Origin of the sequence: Agrobacterium sp. O3.4, from assembly GCF_041414895.1 — a bacterium.
Lineage (GTDB): Bacteria > Pseudomonadota > Alphaproteobacteria > Rhizobiales > Rhizobiaceae > Agrobacterium > Agrobacterium cucumeris.
Genome location: NZ_JALPZP010000001.1, coordinates 1,127,761 through 1,143,768, shown reverse-complemented (window position 1 = coordinate 1,143,768; position 16,008 = coordinate 1,127,761). Strand labels below are relative to the sequence as shown.

General features: G+C 60.1%; 12 protein-coding genes and 1 riboswitch. Of the genes, 1 reads left to right on the top strand and 11 read right to left on the bottom strand.

The genetic code is table 11. The features are described from left to right. Positions 1-117: 117 nt before the first annotated feature. From M0412_RS05500 to M0412_RS05475, 6 genes are all read right to left on the bottom strand, one after another. Positions 118-891 carry a class I SAM-dependent methyltransferase gene (locus M0412_RS05500; RefSeq protein WP_142839967.1) on the bottom strand — a complete coding sequence of 258 codons (774 nt, stop codon included), beginning with the start codon at positions 889-891 and terminating at the stop codon, positions 118-120. A 45-nt stretch (positions 892-936) separates the two neighbouring features. Continuing rightward, complete coding sequence (locus tag M0412_RS05495) at positions 937-1,698, bottom strand: ABC transporter permease (RefSeq protein ID WP_269699564.1); 762 nt, start codon at positions 1,696-1,698, stop codon at positions 937-939. Then, on the bottom strand, positions 1,698-2,612 hold the full coding sequence (locus M0412_RS05490) for an ABC transporter permease (RefSeq protein ID WP_269699565.1): 915 nt from the start codon (positions 2,610-2,612) through the stop codon (positions 1,698-1,700). Before M0412_RS05490 ends, M0412_RS05495 begins: the two co-directional genes overlap by 1 nt. A gap of 6 nt (positions 2,613-2,618) precedes the next feature. Next, a complete protein-coding gene (locus M0412_RS05485; RefSeq protein WP_269699566.1) occupies positions 2,619-4,115 on the bottom strand; it encodes an ABC transporter substrate-binding protein in 1,497 nt (498 codons plus the stop codon). Between the two features lie 16 nt (positions 4,116-4,131). Then, on the bottom strand, positions 4,132-4,923 hold the full coding sequence (locus M0412_RS05480) for a (2Fe-2S) ferredoxin domain-containing protein (RefSeq protein ID WP_237681350.1): 792 nt from the start codon (positions 4,921-4,923) through the stop codon (positions 4,132-4,134). Between the two features lie 89 nt (positions 4,924-5,012). After that, positions 5,013-5,206: riboswitch (cobalamin riboswitch) on the bottom strand. 209 nt (positions 5,207-5,415) lie between these two features. Next, positions 5,416-6,303 carry a LysR family transcriptional regulator gene (locus M0412_RS05475; RefSeq protein ID WP_269699567.1) on the bottom strand — a complete coding sequence of 296 codons (888 nt, stop codon included), beginning with the start codon at positions 6,301-6,303 and terminating at the stop codon, positions 5,416-5,418. Positions 6,304-6,422: 119 nt separating this feature from the next. Between M0412_RS05475 and M0412_RS05470 the strand changes: the two genes are divergently transcribed. Further along, positions 6,423-6,617 (top strand): hypothetical protein, encoded by a 195-nt coding sequence (locus M0412_RS05470; protein WP_269699568.1) that lies wholly within the window; start codon positions 6,423-6,425, stop codon positions 6,615-6,617. 38 nt (positions 6,618-6,655) lie between these two features. Here the strand turns inward: M0412_RS05470 and M0412_RS05465 are convergent, their stop codons facing one another. From M0412_RS05465 to M0412_RS05445, 5 genes are read right to left on the bottom strand one after another with little or no spacing between them, the layout of a single operon-like run. Further along, positions 6,656-7,885, bottom strand: a complete 1,230-nt coding sequence (locus M0412_RS05465; protein WP_269699569.1) for a thioester reductase domain-containing protein — start codon at positions 7,883-7,885, stop codon at positions 6,656-6,658. 13 nt (positions 7,886-7,898) lie between these two features. Further along, positions 7,899-8,666, bottom strand: coding sequence for an SDR family NAD(P)-dependent oxidoreductase (locus tag M0412_RS05460; protein ID WP_269699570.1), 768 nt, complete (start codon positions 8,664-8,666; stop codon positions 7,899-7,901). Beyond that, positions 8,663-10,027, bottom strand: coding sequence for an aspartate aminotransferase family protein (locus M0412_RS05455; protein ID WP_205125313.1), 1,365 nt, complete (start codon positions 10,025-10,027; stop codon positions 8,663-8,665). The genes M0412_RS05460 and M0412_RS05455 overlap by 4 nt, the downstream gene beginning before the upstream one ends. Continuing rightward, positions 10,024-11,721: a PfaD family polyunsaturated fatty acid/polyketide biosynthesis protein gene (locus M0412_RS05450; RefSeq protein WP_269699571.1), complete on the bottom strand. Its 1,698-nt coding sequence runs from the start codon at positions 11,719-11,721 to the stop codon at positions 10,024-10,026. Before M0412_RS05450 ends, M0412_RS05455 begins: the two co-directional genes overlap by 4 nt. Then, a complete protein-coding gene (locus M0412_RS05445) occupies positions 11,718-15,881 on the bottom strand; it encodes a beta-ketoacyl synthase N-terminal-like domain-containing protein (protein WP_269699572.1) in 4,164 nt (1,387 codons plus the stop codon). Before M0412_RS05445 ends, M0412_RS05450 begins: the two co-directional genes overlap by 4 nt. Positions 15,882-16,008 lie beyond the last annotated feature (127 nt).

The following is a 16,008-nucleotide window of genomic DNA, read 5'->3' as shown; positions in this document are numbered from 1 at the left end:
CCCAAGGCATCGCATCTACAAGATGACCGCCGCATGCGATGATCGCATAAGATAGATTATGGAACTAAATTGCGGTTGAGACGGCGGTCCGGACCAGAAAACGCCTTCGCGACAACGTCACGGACGTTGGCAGGTCAGGATAAAGCGTCGATAAACGAAGGTGCGCAGCCGGTTGCGCAGGTCGGCTTTTTTACGCTGCGCTTTGGCGATTGGGTCGTGGGAATGGAGTTTTATCTCCGCGAAGCCAGCGCCAGTCAGCAACGGCATCAACATGTGAGGCCGCAGCCCTTCACCGAATGGAAGTCCCTTCATGATGGCGGCGTGGCGGCTGCCCAGAGCGCCGTCATAATGACTGTCTTCGCCCACGACACGATCGATGAGCGCAATAAGCAGTCTCGCAATGCGTCCGGTCGGTTTCGGCGTCGCCCAATCGCCGTCGAAAAACAGAAGCCGGCCGCCCGGACGGAGAAGCCTGAACCATTCGTGGAACGTCTGTTCGGGTTGCGTCAAAGTCCAGACCAGATGCCTGCAGATGATTGCGTCATAGGATGCGTCGGGCTCCATGGTGTTTTCGGCATCCGCCATGATGAAACGCAGCCTCGGTTTACCGGCATGTTTGGCGCGTGCCACAGCCAGCATCGCCTCTGAAAAATCGAGCGCCGTAACATCGTGGCCGAGATCATGGATCAGCCGCGTCACCTCGCCGGTGCCGCAGGCCAGTTCAAGGACCCGTTTCGGTTCCGCGCCGATCAGCTCGCGGATCGGTTTCTGCCATGCCTCGGCTTCCGGACCGGCTGAGATTTTATGTCCGAAAGCAAGATCGAAGGTCTCAGATCTTTTGGACCAATAGTCGCGGATTTCCTCCTTGAGATCGAAATTGCCGCCATCCATCGTGTCGTCCTTTGTGTGTTGCATCTGCGAGTTCCGGCAAAATGATCAGTCGGATGTGTCGAATACGGTATTGAGCGTCGCAACCGTGATGGCGATTGCGATGCCGGGCCAGATCATCAGGCTTGGATGATCGAAGATGAAAACGCGATACTCGAACAACATCGAGCCCCAGTCCGGTTTGGAAGGGTCCGCGCCAAGCCCGATAAAGGCCAGCGAGGCATAGGCGGTGACGGCAAAACCCACCTGATTTCCGGTATGGGTTATCATCAGCGGCAGGATATTCGGCAGAAGATGGCGCAGGACCATCCGCAAGGGCGGAACGCCCAGCGCCTGTGCGGCATGGACAAAGGGTTGCCCAAGCACGCGCCGGCTGAGGGAATGGGCAAGCAGAGCCGTCGGACCAATGCCGGCAAGACCAAGCGCCAGCCCGGCCGTCATCGGTGTAAGCCCAAAAATCGCCGCCGCCGTCAGGGCGATGATGAGCGTCGGAACGGTGATGAAGAATTCGCAACAGCGCAGCACCACCCTCTCCTGCCAGCCACCCAGCACCGCAGCGCCGGCGCCGAGCAAGGTGCCGCCGGTAAAGGCGATGGTGCCGACCGATAACAGCACAAGCGCGGTGCGCCATCCGCCCGCCATGAGGCGCGAAAGAAGATCGCGGCCGAGATGATCGGTACCCAGCAGGTGCTGCGCCGTCATACCGGAATGGCGGGCCAGGATATCCACGGCGTCAGGATCATATGGCTGCCAGATGGCGCTCAGAAGCAGGAAAAGGGCCAGAACGGCAAGTGCGAAATACCGGAGCATCAGGCGAGCCGTGGATCCAGAAGACGTTGAAACAGCTGCACGATCAGGTTCATGAAGAGCAGCCAAAGCGCGATGACCATCACATAGGCCTGCAGCACCATCTGGTCGCGCACCGCGATGCTTTGCACGAGAAACTGGCTGATGCCGGGAAGATTGAAGAGGATTTCCATGGTCGCCGTCGAACCGATCACCCACCCCGCCTCCGAGCGCACCGCCGAAAGCAGGGCATAAAACGCGCCACGATGCGCGTGACGCCAGAGCGCCTGCCGGTGCGAAAGCCCCTTGGCGAGAGCGGTGCGAAAATACGGCTGTCGGGTGGTCTCGATCATGTCGCGGCGGTAGATGCGAGCAAAGACGGCGGCCGAATGGCAGGCGATCAGGATGACGGGCAGAACGATTGCCGTTATGTCGGTTCCGAACGGACGGATCCAGCGCAGCTGGACGCCGAGAACCCAGAGCAGGACAAGCCCCAGCCAGAAACCGGGAACAGCCTGCACAAACACCGAAAATGCCCGGCTGGCACGATCAGCAATGCCGCCTGGCCGCGCCGCAGCGCTGAAACCGAGCGGTACGGCGACGGCAATGGCGAGGAGAAGGCCGGAAATACCGAGCATGAGCGAGAGAGGCAGACGTTCGATAAATTCCGCAAAGACGGATTCGCCGGTGCGGAAGGATCGTCCCCAGTCGCCGGTCACGAAATCCACGAGCCAGTGCAGATAACGCAGGATGAGCGGGCGATCGAGCCCCCACCCTTCCCGCAGCGCTGCAACGGTTTCACTCGTGGCCGTCAGGTTCCACACCCGAATGGCAATCTGCACCGGATCGGCGGGCATCCATGCGATGAGCGTGAAGGATGCGAATGAAAGCGCAACCATTCCCACCACGGAATATATGCCGAACCGGAGCAATTGCATCTGACCTTACCGCGCTTCGCCTATATCGCCGCGCAGGACATAATAGTCGGAACCCCAGGGCTCGTAGTTCTGCAGCCGCTTCGAAACGCCGACATACCAGACCGGCGAAACCAGGAAGGATGCAGGAACGTCGGTAAACAGCTTTGCCTGCGCATCAAGCGCGATCGTTGCACGTTCGCTGGCCTCGCCAGCCGTCGCGAAACGATCGAGAATGACATCGAATTCAGGCGAGGCGTATTTCGCATAATTGAGCGAGGCACCGCTGCGCAGCATCGAATTGAGGAAGAAGGCCGGGTCTCCGTTCGGTGCGGTATGCTGCGCCCAGAGCGCGATGTCGAATTCACCGGCAGCAGCCACGTCCTGGATATTTTCAACGACCTTCGTGTCGAGTTCGATACCTATTCTGGCAAGCTGCGCCTTCACCACCGGCAGCATGGTGACGAGGTCCGGGCGCTGCGGATAGGTAATGGCGAGAAGGCGCAGCGGCGTGCCGTCCTTCTCACGCTTCCCTGCCCCGTTCTTCGTCCAGCCGGCTTCGTCGAGAAGCGCTTCGGCCTTCACAAGATCGGTCTGTCGCTGCTCTTTCCCGGCAAAGGGGAAATAGGCGGCATAAGCGCCGGTCGCGGGTTCACCACCATTGATGGCGGCGGCCAGTTCCCTGCGGTCGAAGCCGAGATCGAGCGCCTGGCGTACCTTGATATCGGCGGTAACCGGCCTCGTTGTGTTCAGGAAAGCGAGATATTGATAACCGACAGGGAAAGACTTGATCGTCAGATCCGGATTGGTTTTCAGACGGCTTACGACTTCCGAAGGCAATCCGAAAGCAAGGTCCAGTTCACCCGCCTCCAGCGCCAGTGTCATGCTTTGCGCATCGCCGAACCTGCGAAAATCAACCGGGGAACGGGCATCCGCATCGGCAAAATGGGTGTTCGGCGTAAGCGTCAGTAACGTATCCGCCTTGAAATCCGCAATCTGATACGGCCCGGTGAACAGCGCCTTACCGTCGGTTGCAGGCTTGTAGGCGATCAGCGGCCATTCGGCGAAAAGCGCCTGAAGAAAAGCCACCGGCTTCTCCGTGGTAATCGTCAGTGTCAGGTCATCGGCCGCCTCGAAATCCAGTTTTCCACCCGTTGCCAGCGCCGCCTTGTTAGTCGCAAATGTGTGGTCGAAACCGGCGGCAAGCGCAGCCGCCGTCACAGGGGAACCATCGGAAAAGGCGCGGCCCGGTTTCAGCGTCACTTTCCAGCTGAGATCGCCGGTGCGTTCCGCTTTTTCGGCGAGACCGGGCACAAGCCGCCCTTCCCGATCGACGGTGAAGAGGTTTTCACCCACGCCATGGCTGACAAGCGCCCAGCCGTTCGATCCCTTTGCCGGGTCGAGACCGCTCGTGATGTAGGTGGCGCCAACGCGCAACGGCTCGGTGGCGAGAGCGCTGGCGCCCACACCCGTGATCAAGGCCGCAAGCGCGGCCGCGGCCAGACGTGAAAAGCTCTTTGCCGACATTCTATTTCCTCTCATGCTATTCGGACAGATTACGAAGCCGCTGTTTGCGGCCGGTCGGGTGGTAGGCGAAATCGTCAACGACGCGGCCACCCAGCAGATGTTCGGCAACGATGCGATCGACTGCCTCTTCCGTGACGCCGCCATAATAGGTGCCCTCGGGAAAGACCTGCAGGACAGGCGCAAGGTTGCAGGGGCCAAGACAGGTGGACTTGGCGGTCATGGTCCCCTCTCCCGTTACCCGAAGTTTCTGCCGTTCCTGCTGGTTGCGCAGATGACCCCAGATCACATCCGCACCCGCCGAGTTGCATGGCGCCCCCTGGCAGACGAGCACACGACGCTTCTGCGCCGGGACCAGCGATCCTTCACCTGCCGGGCGAACAGGCCCTGAAAGGTCAAGCGCCTGCGCCGTTTCGGCCAGATCTTCGAGCAGGCGCGCCATCAGGCTGCTCGATGTGGGACTTGCTGTTATGGAAAGGGACGGCCATGGCCGGAGGTCGCCTGCCCGCCATCGTTTCAATGTCTTGGTCATCCAGTTGTGAAAACTGGGCTCGAGCGGCAGCATCAGCGGAACGATCAGGACATGGCCGACATCCTCATCGATCAGCTCGAACAGCGCTTCATGGAGTGACGGTGTTCCCTGCTCCGTGAAGGCGATGCGAACGGTCTGAGCGCCGCAAAGCCCTTCGGCCTGCATTGCCAGCCGCTGCATGTCCTGATGAGGCGCGGCGGCAAAGGCCGACTTGGCGACAAGCAGCACCGCGTCCGGCACGGAAGGCTCGCGATGGGTGGGATGGGTACTATCTGTCACATTGCCTCATTCACGAGGCGGCGTCGAAAATGACGGGTCTCCGGCAGAAGACCGGAAACAGCCATCATTCCCATGGCACCCCCCGACCACGGAATTACATGATGTCAGGCAGGTCTCCTGGCTTGCGGGTCGAGGCCGTCTCACCTGTCTTCCCGGCATCGCTGCCAGTGACATCGTGGGCGATCGGCTCACCGCTTACAGTTGCGGGACAGCTCCGGAATTTAACCGGATTCCCTCTTAGCTTCCGCCGGGCGGCGAAAGAACCATGACGGAGCGACCCTACACTGCCGCCGGTCACTGTCAACCGCCTGCACGGGTAGTCTGATTTCCACGCAACAAAGCTTTATAATCATGTTACGTTATAAAGTAACGTTAAGCATGACAGATACCTGGCCGTCAAGGCTCTCCTCTAAGGAATTGGCTGAGAGACTGGCGGGACGCGAAACCACAATGTTTGATGTCTGTGGGTCAAATCGCCGAAAGACAGGCGACCTAGCCTTTCAACGCCGTCAGATAATGGACCACGGCGCGGGCATGTACGGGAAGTCCCGCAAAACTTCGAGCACAGATAAGCAGATGACGGCGCGCCCAGACATCGGAGATCGAGACTGTCCTGAAGGGCAATTCGGCCTGGTACCTCAAGGCATAAACCTCCGGCACGATGGCAAGCCCGACACCGCTGCTGACCATGGCGCAGATATCTTCGAAACTATCCAGACGGATACGCAGTTTGAACGGCCGGCCCTCGCGCGCCGCATGGGTTGCCAGATGCCCCTGAAGCGCACTTTCCGTCGGAAGGCCGACAAAGGGTTCGTCGAGAAGCTCCGCGAACGTCACCATATCCCGGTCCGCGAGTGGATGGCTGGCAGGTGTGATCAGAACAAGCCTGTCGATCTCGAAAGGCCGTGTTTCCAGCGTTCCCGTATCGGTCGTGTCCGCCGCAATGCCGAGATCCGCTTGCCCGGCGGCAACGGCTGCAACCACATCGGGACTCTGGCGCTCTTCGAGGTCTATGTCGATGGTCGGGTGATCCACGAGATATCGGCGAAGGGCGCCGGGAAGATGCGCCATTGCCGCCCGCCCCGAAAATATCCGGACCTGCCCCCGCAGACCCCGCGCATAAAGCTGCAGATCACCCCTCATCTGCTCCATCTGCCCGAGCACGATACGGGCATGATGGGCCAGAGCATCCCCCGCCGGCGTCGCTTTGACCCCGCGGGCGCCACGATCGAGAAGCGATACGCCGCTCATTTCTTCCATGCCGCGAATACGCGCGCTCGCCGATGGCAAGGCCATACCCGTGCGGTCTGCTCCCTGCGTAATACTTTCCGCCTCGACCACGTGAAGAAACAGGCGGAGGTCGGTCAAATCGAAGCGCATTTGCCCCTCCGGTCCAGACCCTTCGGATAATCCGAAGGGTTTCCTTGTATCTTCCGCATTGTGCGAAGTCACGGACAACGATCATTGTCGCCGTAGTTTATTGATCCGGAACGACATACATGGACGCCTCAGAAGCCCTCCTCCGCGCCATCGCCTTCAGACTGGCGCTGCTCGTCCTTGCTGTGTTCGCTGCAAGGACGCTCCCCGACAACAGGCCGGCAATCGACGCAACAGTTACCGCATCCGTCGCCTACGGATCACCGCATTCGGACAAGGACAGCGCCCTCATGCGCGACATGGCTTTGCATGACTAGGGAGCCGGGCACCCGATACGGCACGGAAGCACTCGCATCTAAACCAGCTTCGCGTCGTAAAGCCGCTCCATGAAACCGCGCGGCGCAACCGTCCTCGAAATTTCCGCCAGTGGAAAGCCACTTCCGGCCAGCGGCAGGAAACCTTTTTCGAAGGCGTAATCGAGATAACGCATCATCAGCATCACATCGCATTCGTGGCAGTTGATTCCGGTTCCGGCGAGCGCCTGCCGGGCTTTGCCAGTGTCGTATCTGGCGCTGTCACGCACGTAATCGGCATTGCCCAGCATCGACAGAAGATCGGTGAAGACCGAGCTATAGGCTTTACCCTCTCGCAGCATCCGGCCCTGATTGAGCGCATCGAAATAATTGTCGCGTGACAATTCGCGCACCACATAGCCGCAATCGCGCACCTGTTCCACCAGCGTGTTCCAGTCGATCGGTTTTGGATTGACGAGATTGAAGGTGCGGCGGTTGTGAGCGCGCCAGTTCATGGCGAGATGCAGGCTCGCCCGTGCCACGTAATCGACCGGCGTGATATCGAAATCTTCATCCGATGCGAAAGTGAAGCCGGTTTCCACAATGGCGCGCACCGCTTCGTAATAGATACCCTTCACCTTGGTCTGCGTCAGCGGATAACGACCGGTACGGCTGTCGCCCCAGATGTTGCCCGGGCGTACGATGATGAAATCGAGACCCTTTTGCCCGGCGGCGTGCATCAGCTTTTCCGACTCGAACTTGGAACGTTCATAATCCATGTCCGGAAAACGCTGGCCGACGTCGAGCGCATCCTCATAGAGCGTAAACTCCTCGTATAGCTTGTCGCCGATGACGCTGAAGCTCGATGTATGCATCAACGGGATTTTACCCTCGAGGCAAAACTCCACCATATTGGCCGAACCGCCAACGTTGACCGGCGCGATCTTGCTGTAGGATGCGATGAGATTGACATTGGCCGCGCAATGCAGCGCAAGATCGATCCTTTCGGCAAGGTCACGCCATGCATGCCTTTGCAGTCCGAGATGCGATCTGGAAACATCGCCGAGAACAGGCACGATGCGGGCGGCGGCCTCCCCCTTGAGGCTGCGTTCCTCGTCATAGCAGAAGAGGATGCTCTCGATCTTGCCCATCGCCTCCGCCATGTCGGCGGCACGCACCAGGCAATAGACCGTGGCTTTTGTTGTGGTGAGCAGTTCCTGCAGCAGGCGTCCGCCCATGACGCCGGTGGCGCCGGTCAGCAGAATATTGTCCACGCCGTTATCGTAAGTCATTGCCGATCTCCGTTTAGAGCGTTCCGACCCGCATGCCGCCATCCATCGGGATCACTGCGGCATTGAGGTAATTGGTTTTGCAGGTGGCCAGAAACGTCACCACTTCCGCCACATCATCAGGCGTGCCCCAGCGTCCGACCGGGACGATCGAGCGCACCAGACGTTCATCGGCCACCGTGTCGTTGATGCCTTCCTGTTCGAAGGGTTTGGACATGTTGGTCTTGCAGATGCCCGGCGCAATCGCCGTGACGCTGATGTTGAACTGTCCGAGTTCCTGCGCCCAGGATTCCGAGGCCTTGATGAGACCGGCCTTGGAGGCGGCATAAGCTGCCCCACCCCCTGCCCCCCAGATGCCGGCAATCGAGGCGATGTTGATGACCCGCCCGTAACGCTGGCGCACCATCGAGCGCGTAAAGACGCCCGTGCAGTTGAACGCGCCCGCAAGGTTGACGTCGATGACCTTGCGGGACTGCGTCTGGCTGCGGTCGTTGACGCAATAGGTGCGATCGAGAATGCCGGCATTGTTGACGAGTACGGTCACCGGCAATCCCATTTTCTCGGCAATGGCACCCGATGCCTGCTCGACGCTGCCATGATCGGTGACATCCATGGCGAAAACGCCAAGGTGCCCGGGTTTTCCGATCTCCTGTTCAAGGCGTTGCAGCGCGGTAACGTCGATATCAACAGCCGCTACCGCATAACCAACATCGAGCAACGCAAGGGTAATGGCGGCGCCGAAGCCGCCTGAAGCACCGGTCACGACCGCGATTTGCTGGCTCACGCGACTTCCTCGTCCTTGAAGGCGATTTCCATGACCTTGCGGGCATTGACGAGCGCATCGGAGATGCGTTCCTCGAAGAAATGCACGTCGTCCTGGTTCATCAAGAGGTTGGAATAGATGCGCGACAGCGGTGAGAACTGGATGCCGTGGCGCTTGCTCACCTCGCGGATGATGATGTCGCAGAATTTCACCTTGTGCGAATAGCCCTCGGAGCGATCCACCGGCTCTTCCTGCGAATGGTAGACCAGCGCCGTCGGCATGCCCTGAATGACGAGCGGCATTCCGGCAGCCTTCGCCGCCTTGGTGAAGACGCCCGAAATCTGTTCGGTGTAGCGACGCATCCGGTCATAGCAACCCGGATCCTTCTCGACGATATCGAAGGTCGCCTTGATGGCGGCGAGACCCAGCGGGTAACCGTTAAAAGTGCCCGCATGGATGACTTTGCCGCGCGTATAGAGATCCATGATGTCGCGCCGGCCGGCAATGGCGGAAATCGGCATCGATCCGCCGCCCAGCGCCTTGCCGAAGGTGGCGAGATGCGGCGTGACGCCGAGAATATCCTGCGCGCCGCCGAGCCCCAGACGCACGCCGGTGATGATCTCGTCGAAGATCAGCACGATATTGTGCTCTTCGCACAGTTCCTTGGTGCGCTCCAGATAGCCTTCGACCGGGAAGATGCCGCCGCCATTGATGCAGATCGGCTCCATCAGCACGGCCGCGATTTCGTTGCCGTAGCGGCGGATGGTGGCTTCCAGCGCGTTGATGTCGTTCCACGGCAGCATGAAGCTCTGGCTTTCCAGCACGCCCTCGGCGCGGCCGAGCGTATCGAGCATGTCACCCTGGTATTTTTCCGGCACGGGGAAATCGAGATTGTCCTTCTTGCGGAAGCCCATGACGTTGTCGGCATTGCCGTGATAATGGCCATGGAAGCGGATGAAGCGGTTCTTGCCGGTAAAGCCGCGCGCCAGCCGCAGCGCATTCTGCACCGCCTCGGTACCGCTCAGGCAAAACCGCACCATCTCGGCGCAGGGAATATGCTTGATCATCAGTTCCGCCACCTCGATCTCCAGATCGCAGGTATCGACGGAAGTGACCTTCTCCATGTAGCGGATCAGCGCTTCATTATAGGCCTCATTGTGATGGCCGACGAAAAGTGCGCCGAATTTGCAGAAGAGATCCAGATGTTCATTGCCGTCGAGATCCCATACCCGGGAATTGCGGCCCTTGTTGAAGGGCACCACGAAGGCGCGCTCGGCGTCGCCGAAATTATAGTGGGTGCCGCCCGGCATCAGTTCCCAGAGCCGTTTGTAGAAATCGCGCGAAATCTTCAGCGTCAGCTTGCTGTCCGTATCTGTGATCATGGCTGTGCGTTCTCCAGTTTGGCCGGCGATGCTGCCGGGGCGGTTCCGATTGACGGGGATGGATGCCGTGTCGGCGGCGTTGAAGGATCGAACGGATTTTCCGTCCAGGGCCGGTAGCGGTAGAGTGCGTCTGGCACCGGTAGGCCAGCGTTTTTCAGCGCTTCGAGCCTTGCAAGATAGGCCGCGTTGCGCATCAGAAGATCGGCGATAACGACGACGGAGCGGTGCTCGACCGGCTCGTAAGGGCTGCCACGCAACCATTCATTGATCGCACCCATGGCCGGGCCGCACCAGATCTGGTAGTCGACCGCGCGGGATTTCTCTCCGGCAATCGCCCAGCGGGAGGATTGGCCGAGATACCACTGGAAGACCAGCGCCATGCGCTTTTTCGGATGCGTCTCCGCCGCCTCGATAATTCTGGGGTTGCCGCGCGCCTGAAAGAACTGCCGGGTCTCTTCCCAGACCTGCGGCAAGGAGCGCTGGAAAAATCCGCTTTCCAGGCTGGCAATTTCCGCTGCCGTAATGTCTTCGAGGCCGTCATATTGCTTGTAGAGATTGTAAAGCTTCTGGGCGCGCATGGCATACATGGTGCCGCCCTTCAGCACCTGCACCTTGGAGCCGATCTCGAACATGTCGGCGGATGGCGCCATCGCCATGTCGTCCATCTTCGCCCGCCCCAGCAGGGTCTTCACCTGCGGCGACGTGCCGGCCTCGATGCAGGCCTGATTGATCGACCCCGTGCAGACATAGGCCGCGCCCATGGCGAAAGCCGCATAGACCGCCTGCGGATTGCCGATGCCGCCAGCTGCGCCGATGCGGATGCGGAATGCCTCGCCCCTGAGATCGGCTATTTCGTCTTTTAGCGCCGCAACGGAAGGAAAGGCGCAATTCAGCACGCCATTATCGGTATGGCCACCGGAATTGGCCTCGACGGTGATGTCGTCAGCCATCGGCACCTCGCCCGCCATCGCCGCCTGTTCGGCGGAAATCAGACCGTCCTCGACCAGCCTTGAAAGGATTTTTTCCGGGGCCGGATTGATGAAATGCTGCGCCACTTCGCGGCGCGAAACCTTGGCGATGATGCGATGGCGCGGTTCGATAGCCCCCTGCCCGTTACGAACGAGCCCGGCCGCACGCCAATAAACGATGGCCGGCGAAAGGTTCATATAGGCAGAAGCCTCAACCACCTTCACGCCATGGCGGATGCACAGACGTACCACATCCATTTCCCATTCGGCATCGCCGGGATTATGCAGCAGATTGACGCCGCAAGGCCCGTGCGGCAGGGCGGCGCTTATGCGCGCCAGCGCCGAGGCGACACGCTCCCTGCCAAGCCCACCCGCACCGAAAAAACCCAGAAGCCGCTCCTTGCCAAGTGCGATCACCATGTCTTCGGAGTGAATGCCATTGGCCATCGCCCCGGCATAATAGGCCATGCGCACGCCGTAATCGCGCAGGAAACCCGGATCGCCGAGTTGGCTGGGTGTCAGCACGGGTACAATTCCCCGGCATTTTTCCACGTCGGTACAGGAAGCTTCGAGCGACCGCTGGCCACCAAATTCGAGTACATAGAGGCGTTTATCGAGATCAGCGAGAAGCCCACCCATTGCCTCGATGGTAGTGGGGTCAATACCCGCCTGTTTTTTCCATGTCCGGAAAAGCGGTGTGGAATTGATGTGCGGATTTTCATTCATGCTGCGGCCACCCATGATGATTGGTCGGTGCGGCGACGGGCAAAACCGGCGCCGAGATTGTCGCAAATGCCGATGACATTGCCTTTGTGGATGATCTCGGCGACGAAGACGAAGGATGCGGTCTCCAGCGTCACACCGTCCTCGCCATAAGCGAGGTCGATCGACTTGCAGGTCAGGCGATACCTCAGCGTATCGCGCTGTGGTTTCACCTCCCCCCGGAACTTGGCGCTGTATTGATGGTCGGTCAGCGTATGTCCGCTCAGGTGAGGCACCGAATAAAGCCCGAGATAGGCCAGGTAGAATTTCAAAAGCTGTTCGCAGCCTTCCACCAGCAATGTTCCCGGCACACAGGGGTCGTTCTTGAAATGCGCCTTGAAAGCCCAGTGATCTGGATCGATGTCGCGCTCGCCGACCACCACGCCGAGGCCGAACGCGCCGCCTTTGGGGTCGACATCCACCACCCGGTCGAGCATTCTGGCCATCGGTGTCCACAGCTTTGGCGCGGCAGTTTCGGTTCTGTAGTCAGGACCAAAGCAGCTTGCCGGATCACCGTTGCCCAGCGCCTCGATATCATCTTCGGTGAAACGATCCTTCGTGCAGTTCAGCAGCGGTGTGAAGGGTTGCCGCACAGCGCCGTCATTTTTCAGGAAGGGAGCCGGATCGACACCCTTTGAGCGTTCCAGATCGCGCGGCAGGAAAAAGCCGGAATTCGCCTCCAGCCGGAAAACGGGCCGCTCATCGGCAAGGCACCAATATTCGTAGGAAACCAGAATATTACGGCCGACCTTGAGGAAGGATTTGATATCCACCCGACCGCGCAGCAATTCGCCGGCGCGCGGCATTTCGCCATAAACGAAGGTGCGGCTGTCCACCGCCCGATAGCGCAATTCACCCCGGAACAATTGATCGCAGCCGATAAGCGTGAAGGCGACGATCATCGCATGTGAAGATTCCAGCGCCACGAAAGCCGGAACCTTGTCCTCGCACATGAACCAGGCATCGGCGGGCAGATCGAGTTCCCATTCGATGCGGCAGGGCTCCAGCGCACCGGCCTTGGCCGTCGTGCTGGTAATGCGCGAGGCGAACATATAGGGCGGCGATGGCATGCGCGTGCGCACCGCATAGGTATCGGCCAGCGCATAATCCGGCCCGAGCACGCGGCTGACCGCACCATCCGTCAGCTCGATCAACTGCGCTTCATCGAACAATGCGGCACGCGCTGGACTAACCGTCTCACCGGACATCATATGGCTCAAGCGACGATAGAACGCCTGCTCGGTCTGCATGAAGCGCAGGTTCGTCTGCGCGTTCCGGATCGCCTGCCGCTGCTGCCAGGTCAGCGGCAGGCGTGGGAAGCAGCCGGAGACCGGGCCATCGAAAGCTTCGGTCACCACTGCCGGGGACATCTGTGGCCGCATTGCAGGTGGAGATTTTTCAAACAGGGCAAAATTGGTGGGATCGAGAATGATCTCGGCCATGGTCCGCTCTCGCCCGGTAAAGACCCTTACGAGCAAAGGATCGGTCGCCGAAACACCCGCGGGAGCGCTGATCGCCTGAGGCCGCGCCACTGTCGGGCTTTCCAGCAATATATGCGTATAGGCCCGATCGACCCCCATACCACTGATTGCCGCCAGTTGCGGCCCCGTCGCGCGCTGCCGTGACAGGCCGTAATGCAGGACCAGCGCGGTATGGATGAGGCTCAGCATGCCGGAAGCCGCGCCAAGATGGCCGTAGTGACGCTTTGAACTGTCCGCAGCAACGGTGGCGCCATAGACCCTGGCAAGCCCCTCCGCCTCGATGCGGGCTTCCACATCATCCGCCATGCTGTAGCGTTCGAGATAACTTATCTCTTGCGGCGCAACGCCTGTTTTTTGCAGGCAGGCCTCCGCCACATTGGCCACGGCATCCGCCGATGGCTGGAAGGTGGTGCCCGGCGCTGTGTCATGGCGGATTTCAAGGCCACGAAGGCGGGCATAGGCGCGTCCGGCCGGTCCGCCATCCGCTCTTTCGAGCATAATCACGCCGCAGCCTTCCCCCACGGGCTGGCTGCGATTTGGGTTGGCATAGATCATGTTTTCCAGCCCGCCATCACAGGCGCTGCTGGCCAGAATGACCGCATCGACCATATTTTCGGAAAGCATGTAGCGCGCCAGTTGCAGCCCCTTGAAAGCCGAGCTTTCATGCGCACACAGGGCAAAGGCCGGTCCGTCCAGCCGCAGATGCGCGGCCACACGGCTTGCGGCGATATTGCCCACCCCACCGGTAATGCCTTCGGCGAAGGGTTCGGGAAACAGACTTTCCTTGACGATTCCTTGCAGACCGGCGAGCTGCTCTGCCGAAAGTTCTATGCCCGACCTCTCGAGGCTGTCGCGCAATTGCCAGCCGATCTCGTTGCGCGCCTGATAACGCAGGCAGCTATGATCGACATCCCGTGCGACGATGACCGCGATGTTACGCCTCTGCCCGTCCAGCGCATAACCCGCATCTAGAAATGCCCGCTCGGCCACCGGCAGCAGAAAGGCGTGGGCCAGAAGGTGATTGCCGATGACTTTCGGTGGCAGCTTGAAATGGCGGCAATCGAAATCGAAACTCTCGATATAGCCGCCGGCCGGCGCTTCTCCGATCCCACCCAGCGCCAGAATATCGGCGCGCTTTTCGAGACCCAGCCAGCGCGTGCGTGGCAATGGCTGAAACCATTGACGTCCGGTCGTTATCGTCTCGCGAAACGTCTCGACATTATCGGTTCCCGGCAGGGCCATGGCGATGCCGACAATATCAATTCCGGCCGGAGTGGTGGTAGGTGGGGTTGTAATCGTCGGCACCATCGCGCCCGCAACATGCTCGCGCAGCACCATGTGGCCGTTGACGCCACCGAAACCGAAGGCATTGATGCCGGCACGGCGCGGTTTTTCACCCCTCGCCCAGGGTTTGTTTTCGCGAACGATATGATCGCGCTTCACAAGCCCTTTGGGCGTCGTCACAAGGTTTTCTATTTGCAGCGTCGCCGGTATCAGGTCGTGCTGCATCGCCAGCAGCACCTTCAGCAGGCTTGCCATGCCCGATGCGGTGAGGCTGTGGCCGTTATTGGCCTTGTTGGCGCCAAGAAGCGGTATCGACGTTTCGCCAAAGAAGCGCTCGATGGTCGAAAGCTCCACCTGATCGCCCGCCGGTGTGCCCGTCGCATGGCATTCCAGATAATCGATATCAGGCGAAATGCTGGCATAGGCGCGTTGCAGCGCCAGCATCTGCCCGTGCGGATCGGGTAGCAGCATGTGCTTGGCGCCGCCATCATTGGAAACACCGATCGCCTCGATGACACCGTAAATCCGGTCGCCGTCGCGCAGTGCGTCTTCGTAACGTTTCAGCGCCACGATGCCGGCGCCTTCCCCGGCCTTCAACCCCTGCGAGGACCGGTCGAAGGGGACCGAGCGGCCATCGGTCGGAAAAGCCTGCAGAACGTTGAAACCATGGTCGAGATAGATATGGTCCGCATGGCAGACCGCGCCCGCCAGCATCATGTCGGCGCTGCCGTCGAGAAGATAGGAACTGGCCACGCGGATGGCGTAAAGCGCCGAAGAGCAGGCGGCATCGATGGCGTAAGTCGGCCCTGAAAGACCAAGCGCCAGCGCCGCGATCGTGGCATTATGGCTACCGGTCATGAGATTGAGCCCGGACAGGCCGCTGGTATCCCAATAGGCGGGGAAGGAAAAGTCCGGCCGGTCCAGCAGTTCCCGCAGATAGGGCTCGAGAATCCGATGATAAAAGCCCGACATCAGGCGTTTGCCGGAATGAGTCGGCATGCCGATATTGCCGGCGATCAGGCCGCAACGCTGTGGAGATGCGCCGCTGTCTTCAAGCGCCTGGCGCGCCGCATGCATGGTCCACTGAAACAGCGGGTCGAGTGTGGCAAGGTCCTTCGCCGGCAGACGATAACCTTCGGCCTCGAAACGGAAGTCACGCACGTGGCCATTCCGGTTGTAGCAGATATGATCGGCCGTACCCGGCTCGGGATGATAATAAAGCGCTGAATCGACACCCAGTTCAGCAACGGAGAGCGGCGACGTGCTGTCCCTGCCCTCGACCAGATTGCGCCAGTAACGATCCGGGGTATCCGCGCCCGGAAAGACGCATCCGAGCCCCGTAATTGCTATCTGTCCCATCGCGATCATCCTTCAAATGGCGCGCAGAGGGAGAGCGTCTCCGGCCTGAACCGGAACACGGAAACGCTTCTCACTGCCTGTCGTTACGAGTTTATGGAAAGCCTTCGCTTTTCCGGGCCTTGATCGG